Genomic DNA, 20176 nt, shown 5'->3' on the forward strand with positions numbered 1-20176 from the left:
AGGAACCGGCCCGAACCACGAGATCCCGTGGTTCGGGCCGGATGCTGTTGTGCGACGCCACGCGACGCCACGCCACGCCACGCGACGCGACACCGGCCGGCCGCGGCCGACCGGCCGCGCAGCCGCCGCCCGCGTCAGAAGTACGTGATGCCGTGCGGGGTCCGGGGCGGGGTGAGCATCGCGCGGAGGAGCACCGGCGCCGCCGGGTCTGCCGCACGCAGCAGCCCCGCCGCCGCGAGCGTCACCGGCGACACCGACCCGATCAGCAGCGCCCCGAGGTCGGCGACGTCGAGCGCGATGTCGGAGCCGGCCACGTCCGCGTCGGATGCCAGCCGCGTGACGGTGCCACGTGCCTCCCGGACGTCGAGCCGGTACGTGCCGGACGCGTGCCCGAGCGAGTCGGTGACCGCGATGGTGAGCGAGCCGTCGGCTGCGTACGGGCGGGACTGCAGCACCGCGGCGACGTCGAGGACGCGGAGCCAGACGTGGTCCTCCTCGTGGTCGACGTCGTAGGAGCGAGCGTCCGCCAGAGCGGCGACGATCGGGTCGTCCGAGCGGGACCGCTTGTAGACGACGACGTCGTTGAGGTCGATGGAGAGCAGGAACTCCCACAGCGACAGGTACGCGGCGTCGGTCGTGTACACCAGGTCGACGATCTCGACGCGGGTGTCCTCGCCGGTCTTGCCCTCGACGACCCGCCAGGTGACGTAGCCGTCGACCTCGTCGGAGTCGTCGGGGCGGTGCACGGCGGCCCGGACGTCCTTGGCCTTCTGACCGTCGGGACCGAGCTCCCCGAACACGATCGGCCAGGTGCCGGTGTTGCGCACCATCGAGCCCGGCGTGCGGGCATGGAAGCGGGCGAAGACTTCTTGGCCGACGCCGTCTGCCAACCACTGCGTGGTGACCATGACGACCGTGCCGGTGGTCGGGGCGAGGAACGGCAGCGCCCGGTCACGTCGGACGTGCACGGCGCGCTCACGGATGGCGCAGCCGAATCCGAAGCGGCGGTAGATGGTGCCCTCGGAGGCGGTGAGCGAGGCGACGGCGTAGCCCTCCTCGACCCCGCGCTCGAGCGCACGCGTCATCATCCGGCGGAGGATCCCGCGGCGACGTTCGGTCGGGCGGACCGTCACGGCGGACACGGCCTGGGTCCGGATCGCGGTCCCGTCTCCCCAGCTGAGGTCCTTCGGGAACCAGGTGAACGTGCCGGCGGGCCAGGTCTCGTCGACGGACCCGGCGACGGGCCGGTTGACGTACACGCCGAGGAACGTCTCCTGGTCGGCGACGAAGTGCGACACCATCCGGGCGGCGCCCTCGTCGGACTCCGGAGGCTCGTGGAAACCGACGCCCACGGCGTCCATCCAGGCGCGGGTGGTGGCGTCCGGCGCCCCCTGGTCGTCGGTCCGCGGGCGGAACTCGCGGAGGTCGTAGCGGTCGGTGGATTCGTCGTTGATCAGAGCCACGATCAGACCCTACCGGGGAGCCGGCCGGGGACAACGGGCATGCCGCATCCACACCCCGGGAGACCCGTGTGATGGCGGGAACGCTCCGGAGCGGTGCACCTCCGAGCCTCAGGCACCGGGGCGGAGCATCATGGGATCCGCGCGTCGAGCGACACGTGTCGGTCAACGGAGGCCACTCGCTCCCGCGGAGGAGGTCCCCACATGAAGGCACTGCGATACGTCGAGGTCGGCAAGCCGCCGGTGGTCGTCGACATCCCGATCCCCACCCCCGGCCCTGGCCAGGTGCTGCTCAAGGTCACTGCCGCGGGCGTCTGTCACTCAGACGACTACGTGATGAGCCTGCCCGAACAGGCCTACCGCGACCAGCACTACCCACTGCCGCTCACCCTCGGCCACGAGGGCGCCGGTGTCGTCCACGAGCTCGGCGAGGGCGTCGACACGGCCCTGCAGGTCGGCGACGCAGTCGCGGTCTACGGTCCGTGGGGATGCGGCTACTGCCACAACTGCTCGACGGGACGCGAGAACTACTGCACGAACGCAGACGCCCTCGGCATCCGTCCGCCCGGTCTCGGCAACCAGGGCTCGATGGCGGAGTACATGATCGTCGACGACCCGCGGCACCTCGTGCCGCTCGGCGACCTCGACCCCGTGCAGAACGTGTCGCTGACCGATGCGGGACTCACGCCGTACCACGCCATCAAGCGGTCCCTGCCGAAACTCGGTGCGGGCACGTACGCGGTCGTCATCGGCTCCGGCGGGCTCGGCCACGTCGGCATCCAGATCCTCAAGGCACTGTCCGGCGCGACCGTGATCGTGCTCGACGTCAACGAGGACAAGCTCGAGCTCGCGAAGCACGTCGGCGCAGACGTCACGCTGATCAGCGACGCGTCCGCGGCCGGGAAGATCCGTGAGATCACCGGCGGCCTCGGTGCGAACGCGGTGTTCGACTTCGTGGGCGCCGACCCGACGATCGCGACGGCCATCGCGGTCGCGGGACTCGACTCCGACGTCACGATCGTCGGGATCGGTGGCGGCACCGCCTCGTTCGGCTTCGGATCGATCGCCTACGACGCGGCTGTCCGCGTGCCGTACTGGGGATCGCGGAGCGAGCTCATCGAAGTGCTCGACCTCGCCCGTGCCGGCAAGGTCGACGTCGAGGTGCAGACGTACTCCCTCGACGACGGGCCCAAGGCGTACGAGGACCTCGCCGCCAGCACCATCCGCGGGCGCGCGGTGATCGTCCCGTAGCGAGCGAGCGAGCAAGCGAGCAAGCGAGCAAGCGACAGGACTGGAGGAACGGAGCGGCCCTGCACCGTCCCTCCAGTCCGCGCTGGAAGCGGCTGGCTCTGATGTCCAGGGCCATGTGTCAGTGACCAGTCGTTGCCGGGTGTGTCGCCCGGAAGCCACGCGCCGTGGCGGGCGCCGCTAGTCCGTCGCGCCGGGCGGCGGGTCCACGAGCAGGCCGACCCGGTCGGCGAGGTAGTCGGCCAGTGGCACGTCGGTGCCGGCGGTCGCGGACCACCGCACGCGGGGCTCGTCGTCACGCACGAACAGCGCCGTGTCCGCACCGACGAGCGTGGCGTCGAGCGGGATCGGCGTCACGCTGTGGTTCACGGTGTCCCCGGGCGCGAAGTGCCCCTTCGCCGCAGCCGCCCGGTACGCGCGACGGACCTCGGCGGAGACGGAGACGAACTGGGACCGCCCGGCCTCGGTCACACGCGTGATCGATCCCGTCGCCCAGACCTGGCCGGCGGTCTCGGGTGAGGACCCGAGCAGCAGTGCACCGACCCGCCAGACCCGTCCGAGGGAGCGGATGGTCGGGTCCCGTCGGATGCCGAGCACCGGCTTCGGTTCGACGTACTCCCCGAGCGCTTCGTCCCGGGCACGCGCCGCCGCGAGTCGTGCCGTCGCGTCGTCGAGCAGGGAGCGTGCGCACTGCACCCCGTCCACCCGACCGTCCGTCACCCGCCAGAGCCTAGACCGCGACCGGCGCCGGATCGACCCGCCACCACCCGCGCACCACCGGGGTACGGGTGCCTGTGGTGTCGCTCGGTGCACAGCGCGTTGACTGGTCCTCCGGGTCACGGCCGCGCTGCGACAGCCGACGTCGTCGCCCGGTGGATCGGCACCCTGACGATCCGCACCCGCGACGTCCGTCGGACCCGATGCTCGTCGACCCGACCACCGCCGTCCCGACGGCCGTGGAGCCCGACGAGGAGGACCCCGTGTCGCACGCCTTCGATCCCGTCCGCCCGCAGCTGATCCGACTCACCGACGTCGCTGCGGCGGCCGGAGCCCGTCCGCTGCCGTCGGTGCTCGCGGACGTGCACGTCACCGGGGCAGCCGTCGCCACCGAGGACCTCCGCCCCGGGTGGCTCTTCGTCGCGGTGCCCGGTCGGCACGGGCACGGGGTCCGTCATGTCAGTGCAGCCCGCGCGAGCGGTGCGGTCGCGGTGTTGACCGACCAGGCCGGGGCCCGGGAAGCGACCCGCTCGGGTCTGCCGACCGTGGTCGTCCGCGACCCACGAGCCGTCCTCGGAGCGGTCGCCCGGACGGTCTCCGTCACCGCGGACCTCGGCTTCCCGTTGCTCGGCGTCACCGGTACGAACGGCAAGACCTCCACCGTCTCCGTCCTCGACGCCATCATGCGGCGCCTCGGGTGGACGACGGCGATGACGTCCACGGCCGAGCGTCGGATCGCGGACGAGGTCGTTGCGAGCCGCCTGACCACCCCCGAGGCCACCGAGCTGCACGCCTTCCTCGCCCGGGCCCGGGAGCGTTCCGTCGACGGCGCCGCGATCGAGGTCAGCGCCCAGGGGCTCTCGCGGCACCGTGTCGACGGCGTGCACTTCGACGTCGCCGGGTTCACGAACCTCAGCCACGACCACCTCGACGACTACGCCGACATGGACGAGTACCTCCGCGCGAAGCTGCGGCTGTTCCGCCCGGACCGTGCCGCCCGCGGTGTCGTCTCGCTCGACTCCGCCGCCGGTCGCGCGGTCGTCGCCGAGGCCGGGATCCCGGTCGAGACGATCACCAGCGAACCCCGCACGGTCGCGGACTGGCACGTGACGGTCCTCGACCAGCACGCCGACGGCACACGGTTCCGGATCGACGGCCCGGACGTCAGCATGACGACCGTGGTCCCGTTGCTCGGCCGGCACATGGCGGCGAACGTCGGTCTCGCCGTCGCGATGCTCCGTGCCGCGGGCATCCCGGCCGCCGACCTCGTGGCGGCGGCCGGTGGCTCGCTCGACGTCGTCGTCCCAGGGCGGATGGCCGACGCGTCGAGCCCGACCGGACCGCGGGTCTTCGTCGACTTCGCCCACACCCCGGACGCCTTCGCGAAGAGCCTGGAGGCGATCCGTGCCTTCACCACCGGGCCGGTCGGCATCGTCCTCGGCGCCGACGGCGACCGTGACCCGAGCAAACGGGAGGCCATGGGCACGGCGGCAGCGTCACTGGCGGACGTCGTCGTGGTCGCCGACCACCACCCGCGGTTCGAGGACCCGGACGGCATCCGTGCCGCGATCCTCCGCGGCGCGCGCGGTGTCCCGGGAACGGCACGGGTCGTGGAACTGCCGGACCCGGCGCAGGCGATCCGCCATGCCCTGGCCGCGGTCGGGGATGACGGCGTCGTCTACTGGGCGGGACCAGGACTGACCGACTACCGGGACGTCCGCGGCGTGCACGTGCCGTACTCGTCCTTCCGGGACGCGCAGGCGGCGCTCGCCGAGGCGGGTCATCCGGCGCGGGAGGCCGTCTCCGCCTGCTGATCGTGACGGCGGACGTGGTCCACCCCGCGCTCCCGACGGCGCGCCCGACGGCGTCGTCGGCGCGCCACCGACACCGTGCCGGTCGCGATCATGACGACGCCGTACGCCAGGAGCAGCCCGGCGACGGTCGGCAGGAGCCAGGTCCGCGAGCCGTTCACCACCTGGTTGACCGTCCCGAGCCACGGCACGCTGTACCAGACCTCGCCGCGGATCTGCGCCGGGATGACGGGGGCAGGGTCCACGGCGTCGTTCGCGTCGCCGCGGAGCACGAACCGTCGGGTGCCGTCGGACGAGGAGCCGATCGCGACGACCCGGTGCGTCACGACCTCGGGCCGACCGGACTCGATCTGGTAGGTGACGACGTCGCCGATCCGCACGTCCGCGGCGGCGACCGGTCGGACGACGACGAGGGTGCCGGGCGGCAGGGTCGGTTCCATCGACCGGGTGAGCACCGACAGCGGCACCGAACCGGTTGCCTTCGGCAGCACCACGAGCACGACGGCGAGCCCCGCGACCAGCAGCACCAGGCCCGTGGTGACTCCGATCCCGAGCGCGCGGAGGGCCGCGAGCAGGCCGCTCCGGGCGGGTGGCGCGACCGGGCGGGCCGCGTGGCGGGAGTGGGACGTGCCTCCCGTCCGGCGGGGGGCGTCCGAGGTCAGCATGGTCATGCGCCGCACCGGATCTTCGGGCCGGTGTCCAGCGTGAACAGGGTCACCTGACCGCTGCCGACGACGTCCGCGGTCGGTTGCCCGGCTGCGTCGAGCGCGCGGACGACGACGGTGACGGTGGCAGCGCCCCGAGCGCTCGGGGTGACCTGCTCCGGAGCCAGGGTGATGTGCGGGTAGTCCCCGGTCTGCCGGTCACCCACCTGCTCGTCGCCGACGAAGGCGGCGTAGACCGTGCCCACCGCGCGGTCACCCTGGTCCCACGTGAGTTCGACGTAGTTGGAGCCCTGCGTCGGGTCGGTGCACGTCAGGGACGGCAGGTCCTGGCCGGAGTTGAGGTAGAACCCGCCCCAGACCGTCGACGACACCCAGCTGGCGTTCGTCGTGGTGAGGGCGAGGTGCATGTTCGTGGTGGCCGAGGTCGGGGCGCCGGCGACGAGGGTCGACCGGATGCACCAGACGGCGGCCGTCCGAGGCGCGAGCGCCGACGTCAGGCTCGGCAGTGCGGCCCAGGTGCCGCTGACGCCCCCGGGGCCGACGGCGGCCGAGTCCGTGCAGTCGGCGGTCGTCGGGACGGGCCAGGCCGCGACGTCGACGGCCCGGGCGAGCGCCGTCGAACCGTCGGCGACGACGGCGGTCGTCGCGGTGGTGCCGGGGATGTTGCCCGCGTTGGTGAGGGTCACCGGCCGGGTGACCGTCGGGGCCCCGGCGGTGAACGTCGTCGTGATCGCCGTGGTGCCCGAGATCGCCGCCGCGAGTTTGCCGTTGGTGGCGCTCGACGCGGCGGTCCCGGTCGTGGTCCACAGTGCCCAGGCGACCGAGGACCCTCCGCCGACGAACACGGCGACGAGCAGCACGGCCAGCAGGGACCGGACGCGCGCGTTCACGGTGCCACCTGCGTCCCGGTGATCGTGACGGTGAAGTCGGTCACCGCGCCGGACACGGTCTGGGGTGCGTCGGCGTCGAGCACCATCTCGAGGCAACCGGTCGCCGAGGCACCGATGGGGAGCGTGAAGTGCCCGCTGCCGGTGTCGAACGCGGCCGGGCGGGCGGCGTAGCCGCCGAGGCCTGGCCGACAGTCCGCCGCGCGTGCCACCGGGGCCAGACGGAGCGTCAGCTCGTCGAGGACCGCGCTGTCCGGGACCGAGGCGTAGGCGACGTGCAGCGTCGTCACCTGCATCCGGATGGCGAGCGGCACCGACCCGCTGTTCCGGACCGAGAAGGTGCCGGTCGTGCTCCGTCCCGGGGCCAGGGGAGTCCTGTACATCGCGGTCAGGGGAGCCACGGCGAGTGCGGCCGTGCCGGAGCGGACCGTCGATGCCGGCGTCTCGGAGGTGCTGTTCCAGAGCGCGTAGGTGCCGCCGCTCCCGACGACCGCGGCCGCGACGGCGAGCACCAGTCCGAGACCGAGTGGCCAGGCCCAGCGCCGTCGACGGGGCGCGCGGTGGCGTCCCGTCGTCGGCGTGGTCCTCGTCATGCGCGTCCCCCTGGACGTCGTGGTCCTCGTTCGGTGCCCCGGTGCCCCGGTGCCGGGCGCGTGGTGACGGACGACGAGCGGATCAGGGGCCCGCCGTCCGTCGGTCGGAGCCGGGTCAGGAACCCGTCGAGCCGATGGCCGTCTGCGTCAGGGTGAACGCGAGGGCGCCCACGTCGACGGTGCCGTCCTGGCCGGTGGTGGCGGACTCGGGCAGGGTGATCGTGAAGGTCACACGGACCGTCGAGGTGCTCGCCGACGGCGTCACGGTGAAGACGGTCGGGTCCGCGGTCTCGGCGACCGACGCGGTCGACGACGTGACGTCGAGGGTCTTCTCGGTCGCGGCGACCAGATCGGCGTCCCCGGTGATGCTCTGCTTCGCGTAGGTGAGCTCCGCGCGGAGGTCCTTGCCGGTCGCCTCGATCACGAGCGTCTGCGTGAACCGGTAGGTGTTGCCCGGGACCATGAGGACCGAGGCGGGGTCGATGGCGTCCGAGCGGCCGTTGGTGACGTCCGTCCACGCACCGTCGTCGTTCGCCGTCAGGGTCAGGGTGCCGGAGGACACGGCCGTGGCGGCACTGCTGGCGCTCGCGTTCCACAGGGCGAAGGAGCCCGCTCCGCCGAGCAGCAGTGCGACACCCGCGGCGCTCGCGATGGTGCCGGTCACGATCTTGTGCATTGTTCTGTCCGTTCCTGCGCTGGGCAGCGCTGCAGTCGTCTCGGGCGTTCGGGAGAGCCCGACGGGACGGTTGTCACCGACCTCCCGTGCTGGCGGGAGGACGCGGCTGACCGGTGCCGGAGGACGACCCGTGTGCCCAGGAGTGAGGGATGCTCGGGCTGGGTTGTCCTGTGGACGAACGTACCGGGTCCCCCAAACTGCGGACAGGAGAATGTACGAAAGCATCCACCCCAGAACGAGGGGGTTCTCGGTCCTCCGCGCGGCGGACACTCCTGTACCCCGCTTCCGAAGAGGTCTGTGCCGGAATGCCGCCGAGGTCTGTGCCGGAATGCCGCCGAGGTCTGTGCCGGAATGCCGACGAGGTCTGTGCAGTTGCATCGAGTCGGATCGAGGAGGTCACATGGGCATCGTGCGGTGGTTGTTCGACGCGCAGCTCGTCATCGGCGACCAGACGGTGCTCTGGCGCGAGGTGATCGGCAACGTCTTCGGGCTGCTCAGCGCCCTGGGCGGGATGCGCCGCAAGGTGTGGGCCTGGCCGGTCGGCATCGCGGGCAACGCGCTCCTCTTCACCGTCTTCATGGGCGCGCTCTTCGACACCCCGAACCCCGTCAACCTGCTCGGCCAGGCCGGGCGCCAGGTCATGTTCATCCTGGTCAGTGTCTACGGCTGGTACCGCTGGACGCACCGCGCGGACGAGGCGACCACCGTGCTCGAGCCGAAGTGGGCCTCCTGGCGGTCCCGCGCACTGCTCGTCGTCGCGCTGGTCGGCGGCACCGCGGTCCTGACCCCGGTGTTCCGCGCCCTCGGCTCGTACGAGCCGGTGTGGAGCGACGCGTGGATCTTCGTCGGATCACTCCTGGCCACCTACGGCATGGCGAAGGGCTGGGTCGAGTTCTGGCTCATCTGGGTCGCGGTCGACCTGGTCGGCGTGCCGCTGCTGTTCTCCGCCGGGTACTACGCCTCGGGCCTGATGTACGTCGTCTACGGCGCCTTCACCCTGGCCGGGTTCTTCGTCTGGATGGCACAGGGCCGAAAGCCCTCCGCCGCTCCCGTCACCGTCGGCTGACGGGAGGCCCGGGGGCGCCTCACGGAGACGGGCGTCAGCGTGCGCGGGTCCGCCGCCAGCCCGCGATCTGCTTCAGGCTGACCTTCGACCCGTACTGGGCGACCGAGTGCCGGAACAGGTACTCCGCGAACCAGAGCAGCACGCCCGCGACGACGAACACCTCGACGATGCACGCGATGGTCTCGACGACCGACAGGGACCCCACGGCGTTCCGCACCATGGCCGTCACCGGCGTGAACGTCGGGAAGTACGTGAAGAACGCGGCGACGGGCGACGAGGGTGTCGTCATCACGAAGAACGCCGCGTAGAGCGGGATGATCACCGCGAACAGCGCCGCCGACTGCAGCGTCGACGCGTCCTTGATCGTCGGCACCGACGCGCCGACCGCCACGAACAGCGCCGACGCCAGCAGCACCCCGCCGACGAGCAGCAGCGCCCCCGCGACCATCCGCCAGGGGTCCAGCGCGACGGTGCCGACCCGACCGGCGACCAACGGCAGCACGACGGCCAGCGACAGCAGCCCGGGCACCAGGAACACGCCGACCTGCACGAGGCCCACGAGCAGCATCGCGATGACCTTGCCGCGGATCAGCGTGCCAGCCGTGACGGTGGTCAGGATCATCTCGGAGATCCGGTTCTCCTTCTCCTCGACCACGACGGTGACCATGCGGGCGGCGAGCAGGATCACCAGCCCGAAGAACGCCGCCACGTAGAGCAGCGGCGGCACGATCGACAGCCAGCCCGGCGCGACCCGCCCGTCGGCGTAGGTGGTGACCGTCGCGTCCGGTGGCGACCGGAGGATGTGCACGGCCTCGGCGTCGTCGACCTGCGCGGCGACGCTCTGCTCGAGCACCCGCTCCGCCAGGGCCGCGTACCCGGTGTTGGCGAACAGCCCACGGTCTGCTCCGAGCACGGTGACGGGGGTGGTGGACGGCCGCGTCGGGAACTCGATGAACGCGTCGAGGTGTCCGGCGCGGACGGCTGCCCGGTCCCCAGCGGGATCGGTGGACGGGGTTCCGCCCCACTTCGCCGCGACCGTCTCGGACACCAGCCCGGACCGGTCGAGGTAGTGGAACGGTGTACGGGCGGCGGAGCCGCTGGAGATCGCGGAGTCCGTGCCGGCGGCCTGCCCGACGCCGACGAGCAGCGACACGACGATGACGACGAGCGGCAGGGCGAGGGTGCCGATCCAGAACGCCGGCTTCTTCACCGCGCGGACGAACTCGAACCGGACGACCGTGCCCAGGCGGTTCAACGCGCTGCTCCGACCGGGACGGCTCGGGCGGCCCCGCCGGTCCGGCCGTCGGCGCGGGCAGCGTCCGCGTCGGCGTCGTGCCCGTACAGCTGCACGAAGATCTCGTCGAGCGGGATCCGGCGCATCTCGAAGCCGGTCACGTGGACGTCGGCGGCCACGAGTTCGGCGAGGATGTCCGACCCGTCGGCCGCCGCCGCCGCGGTGGGCACCAGGTACGCGACGTGGCCCTCGTGGCGGGCGAGCCGGTAGCGGTCGGACCGCGGGACCGGCCCGCTGAGGGCGACCTTCGCGACGGCGCCGCCGAAGGCGTCCTGTACCTCGGGGATCGTGCCGTACGCGGCGGCGACCCCGTCCTTGAGGAGCAGGATCCGGTCGCAGAGCCGCTCGACCTCGTCCATGTGGTGGGTGACGAGGACGACCGTCGCGCCGTCGGCCTTCCGCTCGTCGACCAGGTCCAGGAGCAGCCGGCGGTTCACCGGATCCAGGCCCTTCGTCGGCTCGTCGAGGATCAGCAGCCGCGGCCGGTCCATGATCGTGATGCCGAGCTGCACCTTCTGCTGCTGCCCGCCGGAGAGCTTGTCGATGCGGACCTTCGCCTTGTCCGCCAGACCGACGCGCTCCAGGTAGTCCGTCGACCACCGGGTCGCCGGGCCGCGGGGCATGCCGCGGAGGGCCGCGAAGTACGTCATGACGTCGATGACCGTCTCCTTCCGGTAGAGCCCGCGCTCCTCCGGCAGGTACCCGATGCCGCCCGTCGCAGGCCGGTAGGGTTCGCCGTCGATCGTCAGGGTGCCGGCGGTCGGGGCGGTGATGCCGAGGAGCGCGCGGATCGTCGTGGTCTTGCCGGAGCCGTTGCTGCCGAGGAGGCCGAACGTCTCACCGGGGGCGATGTCGAACGTCAGCCCGTCGACGACGTTGCGGTCGCCGAAGCGCATGACGAAGTCGCGGACGCTGATGCCTGCTCCGGCCACGGTGGACCCCTTCCGACGTGCCGACCCTACCGAGGCCGTCTGACGGACCGGCCGCCGGCGTCGCTGACCGCGAGCGGTACGCGGTCGCGCCTCAGCGGGGGAGTGCGGCCAGCACCCGGGCCGCCTGCTCGGCGTCCTCGGCCGAGACGTCGAGGTGTGTCACGATCCGCACCGTCGTCCGCCCGAGCTGCATCACCCGGGCACCGGCCGCCGCTGCAGCCGCGACGAAGGCCGCCGGGTCGGACACCTCGGCGAAGACGATGTTCGTGTCCACCGTGGCCGGGTCGACGTCGAGCGCTGCCGCGATCGTCCGGGCGTTCGCGTGGTCCTCGGCCAGGCGGTCGACGTGCTCGTGCAGGGCGTACCGGGCACCGGCGGCCAGGATGCCGGTCTGCCGCATGCCCCCGCCGTAGCGCTTCCGCCAGATGCGGGCAGCCGCGATCCGTTCGGCCGTGCTGACGAGCACCGACCCGACCGGCGCGCCGAGACCCTTCGACATGCAGACCGACACGGTGTCGAAGCCGCTGGCGAGCTCACGGAACGAGGTGCCCGATGCGACGTGGGCGTTCCACAGCCGGGCGCCGTCCAGGTGCAGCCCGATGCCGTGCGCGCGACCGAAGTCCTGCACGGCACGCACCTCGAGCTGCGGCTGGACGGTGCCGCCACCGAAGTTGTGGGTGTTCTCGACCGCGATCGCCGTGGTGGACACCGAGTAGGCGCCCGCGTTCGGTTCGGCGATCTCCTGCACGGACTCGGCGACCAGCCGGCCCCGCTCCGAGGCCCAGGTCCGGGTCGTGATGCCGGAGAACACCGCCGCCGCCCCGAGTTCGGCGCGGACGACGTGGGCCTGGACGTCGGCGAGCAGTTCCTCACCCGGACCGACGAGCAGCCGCAGACCGAGCTGGTTCGCCATCGAGCCGGACGGGGTGAACAGGCCGGCCTCGTGCCCGAGGAGCTCCGCGACCTCCTGCTCGAGCAGGGTGGTCTCGGGGTCCTCGCCGAACACGTCGTCGCCGACCTCGGCCTCCGCCATCGCACGGCGCATCGCCGGGGTCGGACGGGTGACGGTGTCGGAGCGCAGGTCGATCACCGGACAACGGTAACCCTGCCGACGGTCCGCTGGTGCACGGCCCGGCTACGGTGTGCGACATGCAGCCTCCCGCACCCGGAACACTCCGCATCCTGCACCTGTCGGACACGCACCTGACGGGCGACGGCACCCTGCACCAGGGCACGGTCGACACGACGGCGGCGCTCCGTGCGCTGCTCGAGCACCTGGACACCGTTCCGGGCGTCGGCCTGGTGGTGATCTCGGGCGACGTGTCCGAGGACGGTTCGCCCCAGTCCTACGAGACGGTCCGGCAGACGGTGGGCAGCTGGGCCGAACGGCACGGTGCCGCGTTCGTCACCGTGCCCGGCAACCACGACCAGCGCGTCGGCTTCCGGCAGGTCCTGGTGGACGGCCACGTCCTCGGCGAGGGCGGACAGCCGCTCATGCACACCATGGAGCACCACGACCCGTCGGTGCCGGTGCGGGGTCGGTCGATCGTCGCCGGTCGGCGCGTCGTCACCGTCGACACCAGCGTGCCGGGGGCGGGCTACGGTGAACTCGACGCTTCCGTCCTCGAGCACCTGCGCACCGCGCTCGCCGAGCCGTCCGACCACGGTTCCGTCGTCGTCCTGCACCACCCACCACTGCCCGCGCCGACCGCGCTGCACGACGCCCTGAAGCTCCGGAACCCGCAGGACCTCGCCGACGTGTTGCGGGGGACCGACGTCCGCGTCGTGCTCGGCGGTCACTACCACCACCACTTCGCCGGGTCGATCGGCGGGGTGCCGGTGCTCGTGGCGCCGGGTGTCGCGAACGACAACGACGTCGCCGGACCGTACGAGCAGGAGACCGCGCTCATCGGCACCGGTGCGCTCGTGGTCGACCTGGCAGCCGACGGCTCGCTCTGGTCGACGCCCGTCCGCGTGCCCCGCGCCGACGCAGACCAGCGGGCTCTGCACCTCGACGCGGCCGCCGCGACCCGGATCGCGGAGGCGTTCGGCCTGTCGTGACCGGCAGGTCCGGACGAACCACCTGACGGCCGGGAGGCACGTGGTGGCCCCGCCCGGCGCCTCCCGGCCGTCCCGTCCGCCTCCCGGTCGTCCCGTCCGCCTTCCCGACGTCCCGCCGTCCACGGCCGGTCCCCGGATCCGGGCCGGTCCCTGCGAGTACCCCACATCCGCGGACGGAGCCGTGGCTGAGGCGAGTAGGACGGAACGCACGACGTCCCGAGGAGGGTCTCATGCGAACCGGTAGCGCAGTGCAGTACCAGCGGTACGGCGACTTCGACGTGGTCGAGGTCGTGTCACAGGAACGGCCGGAGCCCGGACCCGGAGAGGTCGTCGTCGAGGTCATCGCCGCCGGCCTCAACCACATCGAGCGGTTCCTCCGCGAGGGCAGGTTGCAGGACCACGTCCAGGTCGACTTCCCCGCGCGACAGGGCGTCGACCTGGCCGGCATCGTCCGCGCCCGGGGCGACGGCGTGAAGGACCTGCGTGTCGGCGACGAGGTCATGGGCCACGCACCCGAGGGCGGTTCGCACGCGACATGGGTCGTGGTGCCCCGTGAAGCGGTCGTCATCAAGCCCACACACGTCGGGTGGGAGGTCGCCGGCGGGCTCTACCTGGCGGGCTGCACCGCCGTCGACGTGGTCCGGAAGCTCCGCCTGGGCCCGGACGACACCGTCGTCATCAGCGCCGCCGCCGGTGGTGTCGGCCACATCCAGTGCCAGCTCGCCCGCGACGCCGGCGCGACTGTGATCGGACTCGGCAGCCCGCGCAACCACGACTACCTCCGCCAGATCGGCATCCTGCCCGTCGCCTACGGGGACGGTGAGGAGGCCCGGATCGCCGAGATCGCGAACGGCCGACCCATCACCGCGTTCATCGACAACCACGGTGACGACGCCGCGCACGAACTGGCCCTCCGCCTGGGCGTGGACGAGAAGCGCTTCGTCTCGTCCGAGGCCCGGCGAGACGCCGAGCTGCGGTTCCTCCGCGCTCCCGCGTCCGACCCGGAGGCGAAGGAGCTCATCCTGTTCCTGGCGAAGGCCGTCGAGGACCGCCGCGTGCAGATCCTCATCTCGGGCTTCTACCCGTTCGAGTACATCGTGGACGCGTACGAGGACCTCGCCGAGATGCACTCCCGCGGCAAGGTCGTCGTCGGCATGCAGCCGGTCGAGACCGGAGCCCGTCAGGACTGGTACCGGTCCGAGAAGGCCCGCGATCTGCGCGACCGGTACGCCGAGGAGAAGTCCGACGGCACGCTCGAGAGCGGCTCGCCGGCGTCCCGCGGGGCCGAAGGCGCGGTCTCGACCAGCTGACGTGCCGATCGAGGACGCCCTCGCCGTGGAGCGGAGGGCGTCCTCGGGCGCCTCCGTACTCGGGCGCCTAGCTGAGGATGTCCTTGCTGGCGAAGCGGCCGTACGCCAGCGCGCCGAACACGACCAGGTAGCCGAGCTGCAGCAGCGCGTTGCTGCCGAACGAGTCGAACGAGATCGGGTCGCGGAGCAGGTCGCCGAACCCGAGCCACAGGTGCGAGAACAGGTACGGGTGCAGCCAGTCCAGCTGCGGCAGCTGGTCGAGCACCTGCGAGACGCCGGCCAACACCACGGTCGCCGCCATCGCCCCGACCGGCACGTTCGTCAGCGTCGAGGCGAACAGCCCGATCGCGACCAGTCCGAGCATCGACAGGGTGACGTAGAGCGCGAGGAGCAGGGCGCGTGCGGAGTACGACCAGCCGCCGACCTGCGTGCCTGACAGCAGCGTCACCGGACCGATCGGGAACAGCACCGCTCCGATCGCCGCACCGACGAGCACGACGAGCAGGGTCGCGGCGAGGCAGAACGCGATCGCGCCGGCGGTCTTCACCAGGATGAAACGCACCCGGCCGGTCGGCGCGACGAGCAGGTACCGCAGGGTGCCGTGGCTCGCCTCGCCCGCCACGGTGTCGCCCGCGACGACGCCGACGGTGAGCGGCAGGAACAGCGGGATCGACACGGTCAGGGCGGTGAAGGCGACGAACAGGCCGTTGTTCGTGATGTCGCCGAGGAACGCCGGGCCGCCGCTGTCCTCGCCGGTGGTCAGGCGGACGGCGACGGCGATCAGGATCGGCACGGCCGCCAGCGCACCGAGCATCGCCCAGCTACGGCGGCGTCGGAAGACGAGCGCGAGCTCGGAGCCGAGCAGGGCGAAGGCACGCGTCCGTCGCACGGGGGCGGGAGCGGAGACGCCGCCGGCCGTCGACGGTCGCTCGGCCGTGGTCGGGGTGGGGTCAGCCAGCGACATCGAATCCCTCTCCGGTGAGCGCGACGAACAGGTCCTCGAGCGTCCCGCCACCCACGGCGAGGCCCCGGACCCGGACGTCGGCGCGGACGAGTTCCGCGGTGATGGTCTCGGGTGCGACGTCGGCGACCAGGTCGGCGACGAGGACGTCCGACCCGCCGTCCCGTCGCGGTGCCAGACCGAGGCGCCCCAGGACGACCGCTGCCTGTCCGGCGTCCGGGGTGCGGACCGTGACGGTGCGGGCACCGGCGGAGCGGAGGTCGTCGAGCGTGCCCTGCGCGACGAGCTGCCCGGTCCGCATCACGGCGGCGTGCGTGCAGACCTGCTCGATCTCCGCCAGCAGGTGGCTCGACACGAACACCGTGGTGCCGTCGTCGGCAAGGGAACGGATCAGGTTGCGGACCTCGCGCGTGCCCTGCGGGTCGAGCCCGTTCGTCGGCTCGTCGAGGACCAGGAGTTCGCGGGGGGTGAGCAGGGCGTTCGCCAGACCCAGGCGCTGCTTCATGCCGAGTGAGTACGCATGCGCCTTCTTGTCGGCGGCATGCGTCAGGCCGACGCGGTCCAGTGCGTGCGCGACCCGGTCCTTCCGGCTGCGCGGGTCCGAGGTCGGGTCGGCGGCGTCGAACCGGGACAGGTTCGCGCGGCCCGACAGGTAGGGGTAGAAGGCCGGACCCTCGACGAGCGCACCGACGCGGGGGAGCACCGAGCGGAGCGCCGCGGGCATCGACTCGCCGAGCACCTCGATCGTGCCTCCGGTCGCGCTGGAGAGCCCGAGGAGCATCCGGATCGTGGTGGTCTTGCCGGAGCCGTTCGGCCCGAGGAACCCGAAGACCGAACCGCGGGGGACGGCCAGGTCGATGCCGTCCACCGCCCGCTGCTTGTGGAACACCTTGCGGAGTCCGTCGGTGCGGATCGCGAGGTCGGTGACGGTCTCCGGTCCCGCCGCCGCTGCCGAGCCGGTCTGCGGCGCCGCGGCTGCGTCCGTACCCGTCGTCACTTCGCCGCGGCGACCAGGGCCGTGACCGGCACCGCGCCTGCCAGGACCCGGCCGTCGTCGGTCAGGTAGACCGACACGAGCGAGGTCTGGACAGCTCGACCGCCGGCCACCGCGGTCGTCAGCTGGTCGAGGAGGCCCGACGCGTCCGACCCGAGGCCGGCCTGGTCGGCGCTCCCCGCGGGCAGCGCCACGACGGTGTCCCAGCCGCTGCCGGAGACGGTCGGGCGATCGGCGCCGTCAGACCCGTGGTGGCGCGCACCAGAGCCCGGGCGGGCGTCGGACAAGTCCTTCGAGTGGACGTCGGCACCGGTCGGCGGGGTGAAGTCGAACAGTCGCGCTGCCGGTGCACCGTACTCGAGACTGGTGAACCCGACCTGGAACGCCGGTTCGTCCGCGCCGGTGGCCGTGACGGCCGCGCGGAGCGGGAGCCCGGTCTGCTGGTCGACCGCGAGCTGGACCGAACCGACCAGGGTGTCCGCGGACTTCGGGGTGAGGGTGAGCAACCAGGCGTCGTGCCCCGCAACCGAGACCACGACGGGCTTCGAGACGGTCGTGGTCGGCGTGATCGCGTCGATGGCCTGCTCGGCGACGTCCGTCGGAGTGGCCGTGCCGCTGGCGGGGGACTCGGCCGACCGGCTGGGCAGCGTGGTCTTCGTCGCCGCGCGCTCCTTCGAGTCCCACGTCCACACGGTACTGCCGTTGCGGATCAGGTCCTGCTCGGCGAGCTGCTCGGTGACCTGCACGCGCTGCTTGCTCGGTCCGTCGACGTAGACGCGGGCGGTGTGCGATGCCGTGAGCAGGCTGAGGGCGTCCGAGGCATCGCCCTCGAGCGAGGAGCCGCCGGCACCGGCGGGGAGTTCCGGCAGTCCCAGGTCGCTCGTCTGTGCGAGCTTGCCCGAGTACTGCGCGTCGGACGACTTCGCGATGCTGGCGATGACGGCCGCCGCGGTCGGGTCGTCGCCGGCGATCGGGGTGGACGCGGCCTGCGCGATGACGGGAGCGGCGACGGCACCGGCCACGACGACGGGTGCGATCAGGGCTGGCAGCCAGGCGGACTTCTTCATGGGTCGATCCCCTCGGTGGAACGGCAGACCTCGGTGGAGCATCGGAGTCGGCAGAACCGTACGTCCGACAGCCGACAGAACGCTGTGCTCCGGCCGCCCCTGCGGCCGGAGCACAGCGTCCGTGGTCTCAGTCGTCCGAGCGCTCGTAGGACCGGATCGCGTCGACCTTCCCGGCGCTCGCCGAGGTGGGGTCGAACGTGTACCCGAGCCACTCCCGGACCAGGCGTCGGGCGAGTTCGGACCCGATCACGCGTTGCCCGAGGCAGAGCACCTGGGCGTCGTTGGACAGCACCGAGCGCTCGATGCTGAACGGGTCGTGTGCGGTGACCGCTCGGATGCCCGGCACCTTGTTCGCGCTGATCGCCACGCCGAGGCCCGTGCCGCAGACCAGCAGGGCCCGGTCGGCGTGGCCCGCGGCGACGAGGCGGGCCGCCTCGACGGCGACGTGCGGGTACGCGGTGTGGCCGTCGGCGTCGACCCCGACATCGGTGAGCTCGGCCACGCGCGGGTCGGCGGCGAGGTCGGCGCGCAGCACCTCCTTCAGCGTGAAGCCGGCGTCGTCGGACCCGATCGCGATGCGGAACGTCATGCGTGCACTCCTCTGTTCGTGGTGGTGGTGGTGGTGGTGGTGCTGGCGGTGGTGTCGGGCTGCTCGACCCGGCTGGTCAGGACCTCGCCGATCCGGGTGAGGACCATCCCCATCGAGACGGCACCGGCATCGGGCGTCCCGAGGCTCTTCTCGGCGAGCGGGCGGGCGCGGCCGACCCGCGGAGTGAGTGCAGCGGTCGCCACCGCCTGCCGGACGGCGACCTCGGCGGCGGCGGCCCAGGCATCGGGGAGCGGTCGTCCAGCCGCGACCGCTTCGTCGAGCACGTCGACGAACGGCAACAGTGCGTCGAGGAGCGTCTTGTCCCCGCGCTGCGCCCGCCCGAGCTGGACGATCGCCTCCGCGAACGCCGCCGCGGCGTCGACCACCATCGGTGGGGTGACCTCGTCGGCGTCGTCTCCGATCGACGCGCCGAACGCTTCGAGCGCCGCACCCCACAGGACGCCGGACGTCCCGCCGGCCTCGGCCGCCCAGGCCTCTCCCGCGCGTCCGAGCAGGAAGCCGACCCCGGCGGACCCGTCGATGCCCTCGACTGCCCGGCGAGCGGCGCCGGCGCCCTTCACCATCCCGCGTCCGTGGTCCCCGTCACCGGCCACCGCGTCGATGCGACCCAGTTCGTGTTCCTGCTCGCGGAGCAGTCCGTCCATCGCCCGGACCACGGCGCGTGCTGCTTCGCCCGCTCGACGGGAGGCCGGGGTCGCGTCCGGGACGACGGACGCGGTGGTCGCCGCCTCGGTCGCGACGTCCGCCGGGACCAGCGCCGCGACCGGTGCGGCGGACTTGCGGTACGCCGGCGTGTGGGCATCGGCCCGCCAGAGGCGCTCGAGTTCGTCGTCGAGCCACTGCAGGGTGAGCGAGCAGCCGCCCATGTCCAGGCTCGTCACGAGTTCGCCCACCTCGGGTTCGACGACCTCGACCCCCGCGGCCGTCAGGAGCGGAGCGATCCGGCCCCACAGCAGGAACAGCTCCTCGTACTTCGTGTCCCCCAGGCCGTTGAGGACGGCTGCGACCCGACGGGGCGCCGTCGAGTCACGTACCGCTGCGTCGAGCGGGGACTCCACCAGCAGACGCTCGACGAGCAACTCGGCCAGGGCTCGTGCCGGGAGCAACGGGACGTCCCGGATGCCCGGCTCGCCGTGGATGCCGAGCCCGAGGCCGAGGTGTCCGGCCGGCACGGTGAAGAGCGGCCCGGCCGAACCCGGCAGGGTGCACCCGGAGAAGGCGACGCCGATGGTTCGGGTCCGTCCGTTCGCGTGCCGACCGATCCGCTCGACCTCGTCGAGGGACGCGCCCGCGGCCGCGGCGGCACCCATCGCCTTGAACACCGCGAAGTCGCCCGCGATGCCGCGGCGACGGTCGGCCTCGTCGGCCGAGGCGACGTCGTCGGTGACGACGACGATCCGGGTGTCGATGCCGGCCGCACGGAGCCGCTCCGCAGCGAGCCCGAAGTTCATCGTGTCTCCGGCGTAGTTGCCGAAGGACAGCACGACCCCGCGGCCCTGGTCGGCGGCCCTCGCGACCGAGTACACCTGCGCGGCCGACGGCGAGGTGAACACGTTGCCGACGACGGCGCCGGTCGCGAGCCCGGGTCCGACCAGCCCGCTGAACGCCGGGTAGTGCCCCGAGCCTCCGCCCACGACGACTGCGACCTGTGGTGACGCACCGGCGGTCGGCAGGGTCACCACCCCGCCGGTGACGCCGCGCACCCGGTCGGCGTACAGGGCGAGCCAGCCTCTGAGTTGGTCCTCGGCGAAGTCCTCGGGGTCGTCGCAGATCGTGGTCATGGTGGGGTCCTCCTCGGGGACGCGTCTGTCTCTTATACACATC

At 72.5% G+C, this 20176-nt stretch carries 19 protein-coding genes; 5 read left to right on the forward strand and 14 right to left on the reverse strand.

The window, feature by feature from the left end; genetic code table 11:
* Positions 1-134: 134 nt before the first annotated feature.
* Positions 135-1463, reverse strand: coding sequence for a GNAT family N-acetyltransferase (locus tag DEJ25_RS05900; RefSeq protein WP_110904364.1), 1329 nt, complete (start codon positions 1461-1463; stop codon positions 135-137).
* A gap of 201 nt (positions 1464-1664) precedes the next feature.
* On the opposite strand from DEJ25_RS05900, the gene DEJ25_RS05905 reads away from it, so the two are divergent.
* The gene (locus tag DEJ25_RS05905) at positions 1665-2711 is read left to right on the forward strand and encodes an NAD(P)-dependent alcohol dehydrogenase (protein WP_111044072.1); all 1047 of its coding nucleotides are present in this window, start codon (positions 1665-1667) and stop codon (positions 2709-2711) included.
* A gap of 177 nt (positions 2712-2888) precedes the next feature.
* Here DEJ25_RS05905 and DEJ25_RS05910 read toward each other — a convergent pair whose 3' ends face one another.
* On the reverse strand, positions 2889-3428 hold the full coding sequence (locus tag DEJ25_RS05910; RefSeq protein WP_111044073.1) for a hypothetical protein: 540 nt from the start codon (positions 3426-3428) through the stop codon (positions 2889-2891).
* Between the two features lie 200 nt (positions 3429-3628).
* Here DEJ25_RS05910 and DEJ25_RS05915 point away from each other — a divergent pair, with 200 nt between their 5' ends.
* Positions 3629-5239 (forward strand): Mur ligase family protein, encoded by a 1611-nt coding sequence (locus tag DEJ25_RS05915; protein WP_111044074.1) that lies wholly within the window; start codon positions 3629-3631, stop codon positions 5237-5239.
* Here DEJ25_RS05915 and DEJ25_RS05920 read toward each other — a convergent pair.
* The 4 genes from DEJ25_RS05920 to DEJ25_RS05935 form a co-directional block, all read right to left on the reverse strand.
* Entirely contained in the window at positions 5206-5907 is a 702-nt protein-coding gene (locus DEJ25_RS05920) for a signal peptidase I (RefSeq protein ID WP_258366431.1), read from the reverse strand. The two genes, DEJ25_RS05915 and DEJ25_RS05920, sit on opposite strands and share 34 nt — an antisense overlap.
* Positions 5904-6791: a hypothetical protein gene (locus tag DEJ25_RS05925; RefSeq protein ID WP_110904368.1), complete on the reverse strand. Its 888-nt coding sequence runs from the start codon at positions 6789-6791 to the stop codon at positions 5904-5906. The genes DEJ25_RS05920 and DEJ25_RS05925 overlap by 4 nt, the downstream gene beginning before the upstream one ends.
* Positions 6788-7381, reverse strand: coding sequence for a TasA family protein (locus DEJ25_RS05930; RefSeq protein ID WP_111044075.1), 594 nt, complete (start codon positions 7379-7381; stop codon positions 6788-6790). The genes DEJ25_RS05925 and DEJ25_RS05930 overlap by 4 nt, the downstream gene beginning before the upstream one ends.
* Positions 7382-7496: 115 nt before the next feature.
* The gene (locus DEJ25_RS05935; protein WP_110904370.1) at positions 7497-8057 is read right to left on the reverse strand and encodes an alternate-type signal peptide domain-containing protein; all 561 of its coding nucleotides are present in this window, start codon (positions 8055-8057) and stop codon (positions 7497-7499) included.
* A 400-nt stretch (positions 8058-8457) separates the two neighbouring features.
* Between DEJ25_RS05935 and pnuC the strand changes: the two genes are divergently transcribed.
* The gene (pnuC, locus tag DEJ25_RS05940; protein WP_110904371.1) at positions 8458-9123 is read left to right on the forward strand and encodes a nicotinamide riboside transporter PnuC; all 666 of its coding nucleotides are present in this window, start codon (positions 8458-8460) and stop codon (positions 9121-9123) included.
* A gap of 34 nt (positions 9124-9157) precedes the next feature.
* Here the strand turns inward: pnuC and DEJ25_RS05945 are convergent, their stop codons facing one another.
* The 3 genes from DEJ25_RS05945 to DEJ25_RS05955 all read right to left on the reverse strand — a co-directional run bounded on the left by DEJ25_RS05945 (position 9158) and on the right by DEJ25_RS05955 (position 12439).
* Positions 9158-10378, reverse strand: coding sequence for an ABC transporter permease (locus tag DEJ25_RS05945; RefSeq protein WP_111044076.1), 1221 nt, complete (start codon positions 10376-10378; stop codon positions 9158-9160).
* Positions 10375-11349 (reverse strand): ABC transporter ATP-binding protein, encoded by a 975-nt coding sequence (locus tag DEJ25_RS05950; RefSeq protein ID WP_375334538.1) that lies wholly within the window; start codon positions 11347-11349, stop codon positions 10375-10377. The genes DEJ25_RS05945 and DEJ25_RS05950 overlap by 4 nt, the downstream gene beginning before the upstream one ends.
* Positions 11350-11440: 91 nt before the next feature.
* The gene (locus tag DEJ25_RS05955) at positions 11441-12439 is read right to left on the reverse strand and encodes a low specificity L-threonine aldolase (protein WP_111044077.1); all 999 of its coding nucleotides are present in this window, start codon (positions 12437-12439) and stop codon (positions 11441-11443) included.
* A gap of 59 nt (positions 12440-12498) precedes the next feature.
* On the opposite strand from DEJ25_RS05955, the gene DEJ25_RS05960 reads away from it, so the two are divergent.
* Complete coding sequence (locus tag DEJ25_RS05960; RefSeq protein WP_111044078.1) at positions 12499-13410, forward strand: metallophosphoesterase; 912 nt, start codon at positions 12499-12501, stop codon at positions 13408-13410.
* A 230-nt stretch (positions 13411-13640) separates the two neighbouring features.
* Positions 13641-14720 carry an NADP-dependent oxidoreductase gene (locus DEJ25_RS05965; RefSeq protein WP_111044079.1) on the forward strand — a complete coding sequence of 360 codons (1080 nt, stop codon included), beginning with the start codon at positions 13641-13643 and terminating at the stop codon, positions 14718-14720.
* 67 nt (positions 14721-14787) lie between these two features.
* Here DEJ25_RS05965 and DEJ25_RS05970 read toward each other — a convergent pair whose 3' ends face one another.
* From DEJ25_RS05970 to DEJ25_RS05990, 5 genes are all read right to left on the reverse strand, one after another.
* Entirely contained in the window at positions 14788-15684 is an 897-nt protein-coding gene (locus DEJ25_RS05970; protein ID WP_258366432.1) for an ABC transporter permease, read from the reverse strand.
* Positions 15671-16678 carry an ABC transporter ATP-binding protein gene (locus tag DEJ25_RS05975; protein WP_111044080.1) on the reverse strand — a complete coding sequence of 336 codons (1008 nt, stop codon included), beginning with the start codon at positions 16676-16678 and terminating at the stop codon, positions 15671-15673. The genes DEJ25_RS05970 and DEJ25_RS05975 overlap by 14 nt, the downstream gene beginning before the upstream one ends.
* A complete protein-coding gene (locus DEJ25_RS05980) occupies positions 16675-17742 on the reverse strand; it encodes an outer membrane lipoprotein carrier protein LolA (protein ID WP_181421631.1) in 1068 nt (355 codons plus the stop codon). The genes DEJ25_RS05975 and DEJ25_RS05980 overlap by 4 nt, the downstream gene beginning before the upstream one ends.
* A 127-nt stretch (positions 17743-17869) precedes the next feature.
* On the reverse strand, positions 17870-18331 hold the full coding sequence (locus DEJ25_RS05985) for a ribose-5-phosphate isomerase (RefSeq protein WP_110904378.1): 462 nt from the start codon (positions 18329-18331) through the stop codon (positions 17870-17872).
* Entirely contained in the window at positions 18328-20133 is a 1806-nt protein-coding gene (locus DEJ25_RS05990) for a dihydroxyacetone kinase family protein (RefSeq protein ID WP_111044081.1), read from the reverse strand. Before DEJ25_RS05990 ends, DEJ25_RS05985 begins: the two co-directional genes overlap by 4 nt.
* Between the last annotated feature and the right edge of the window lie 43 nt (positions 20134-20176).

The sequence above is a fragment of the Curtobacterium sp. MCPF17_011 genome, assembly GCF_003234145.1.
Lineage (GTDB): Bacteria > Actinomycetota > Actinomycetes > Actinomycetales > Microbacteriaceae > Curtobacterium.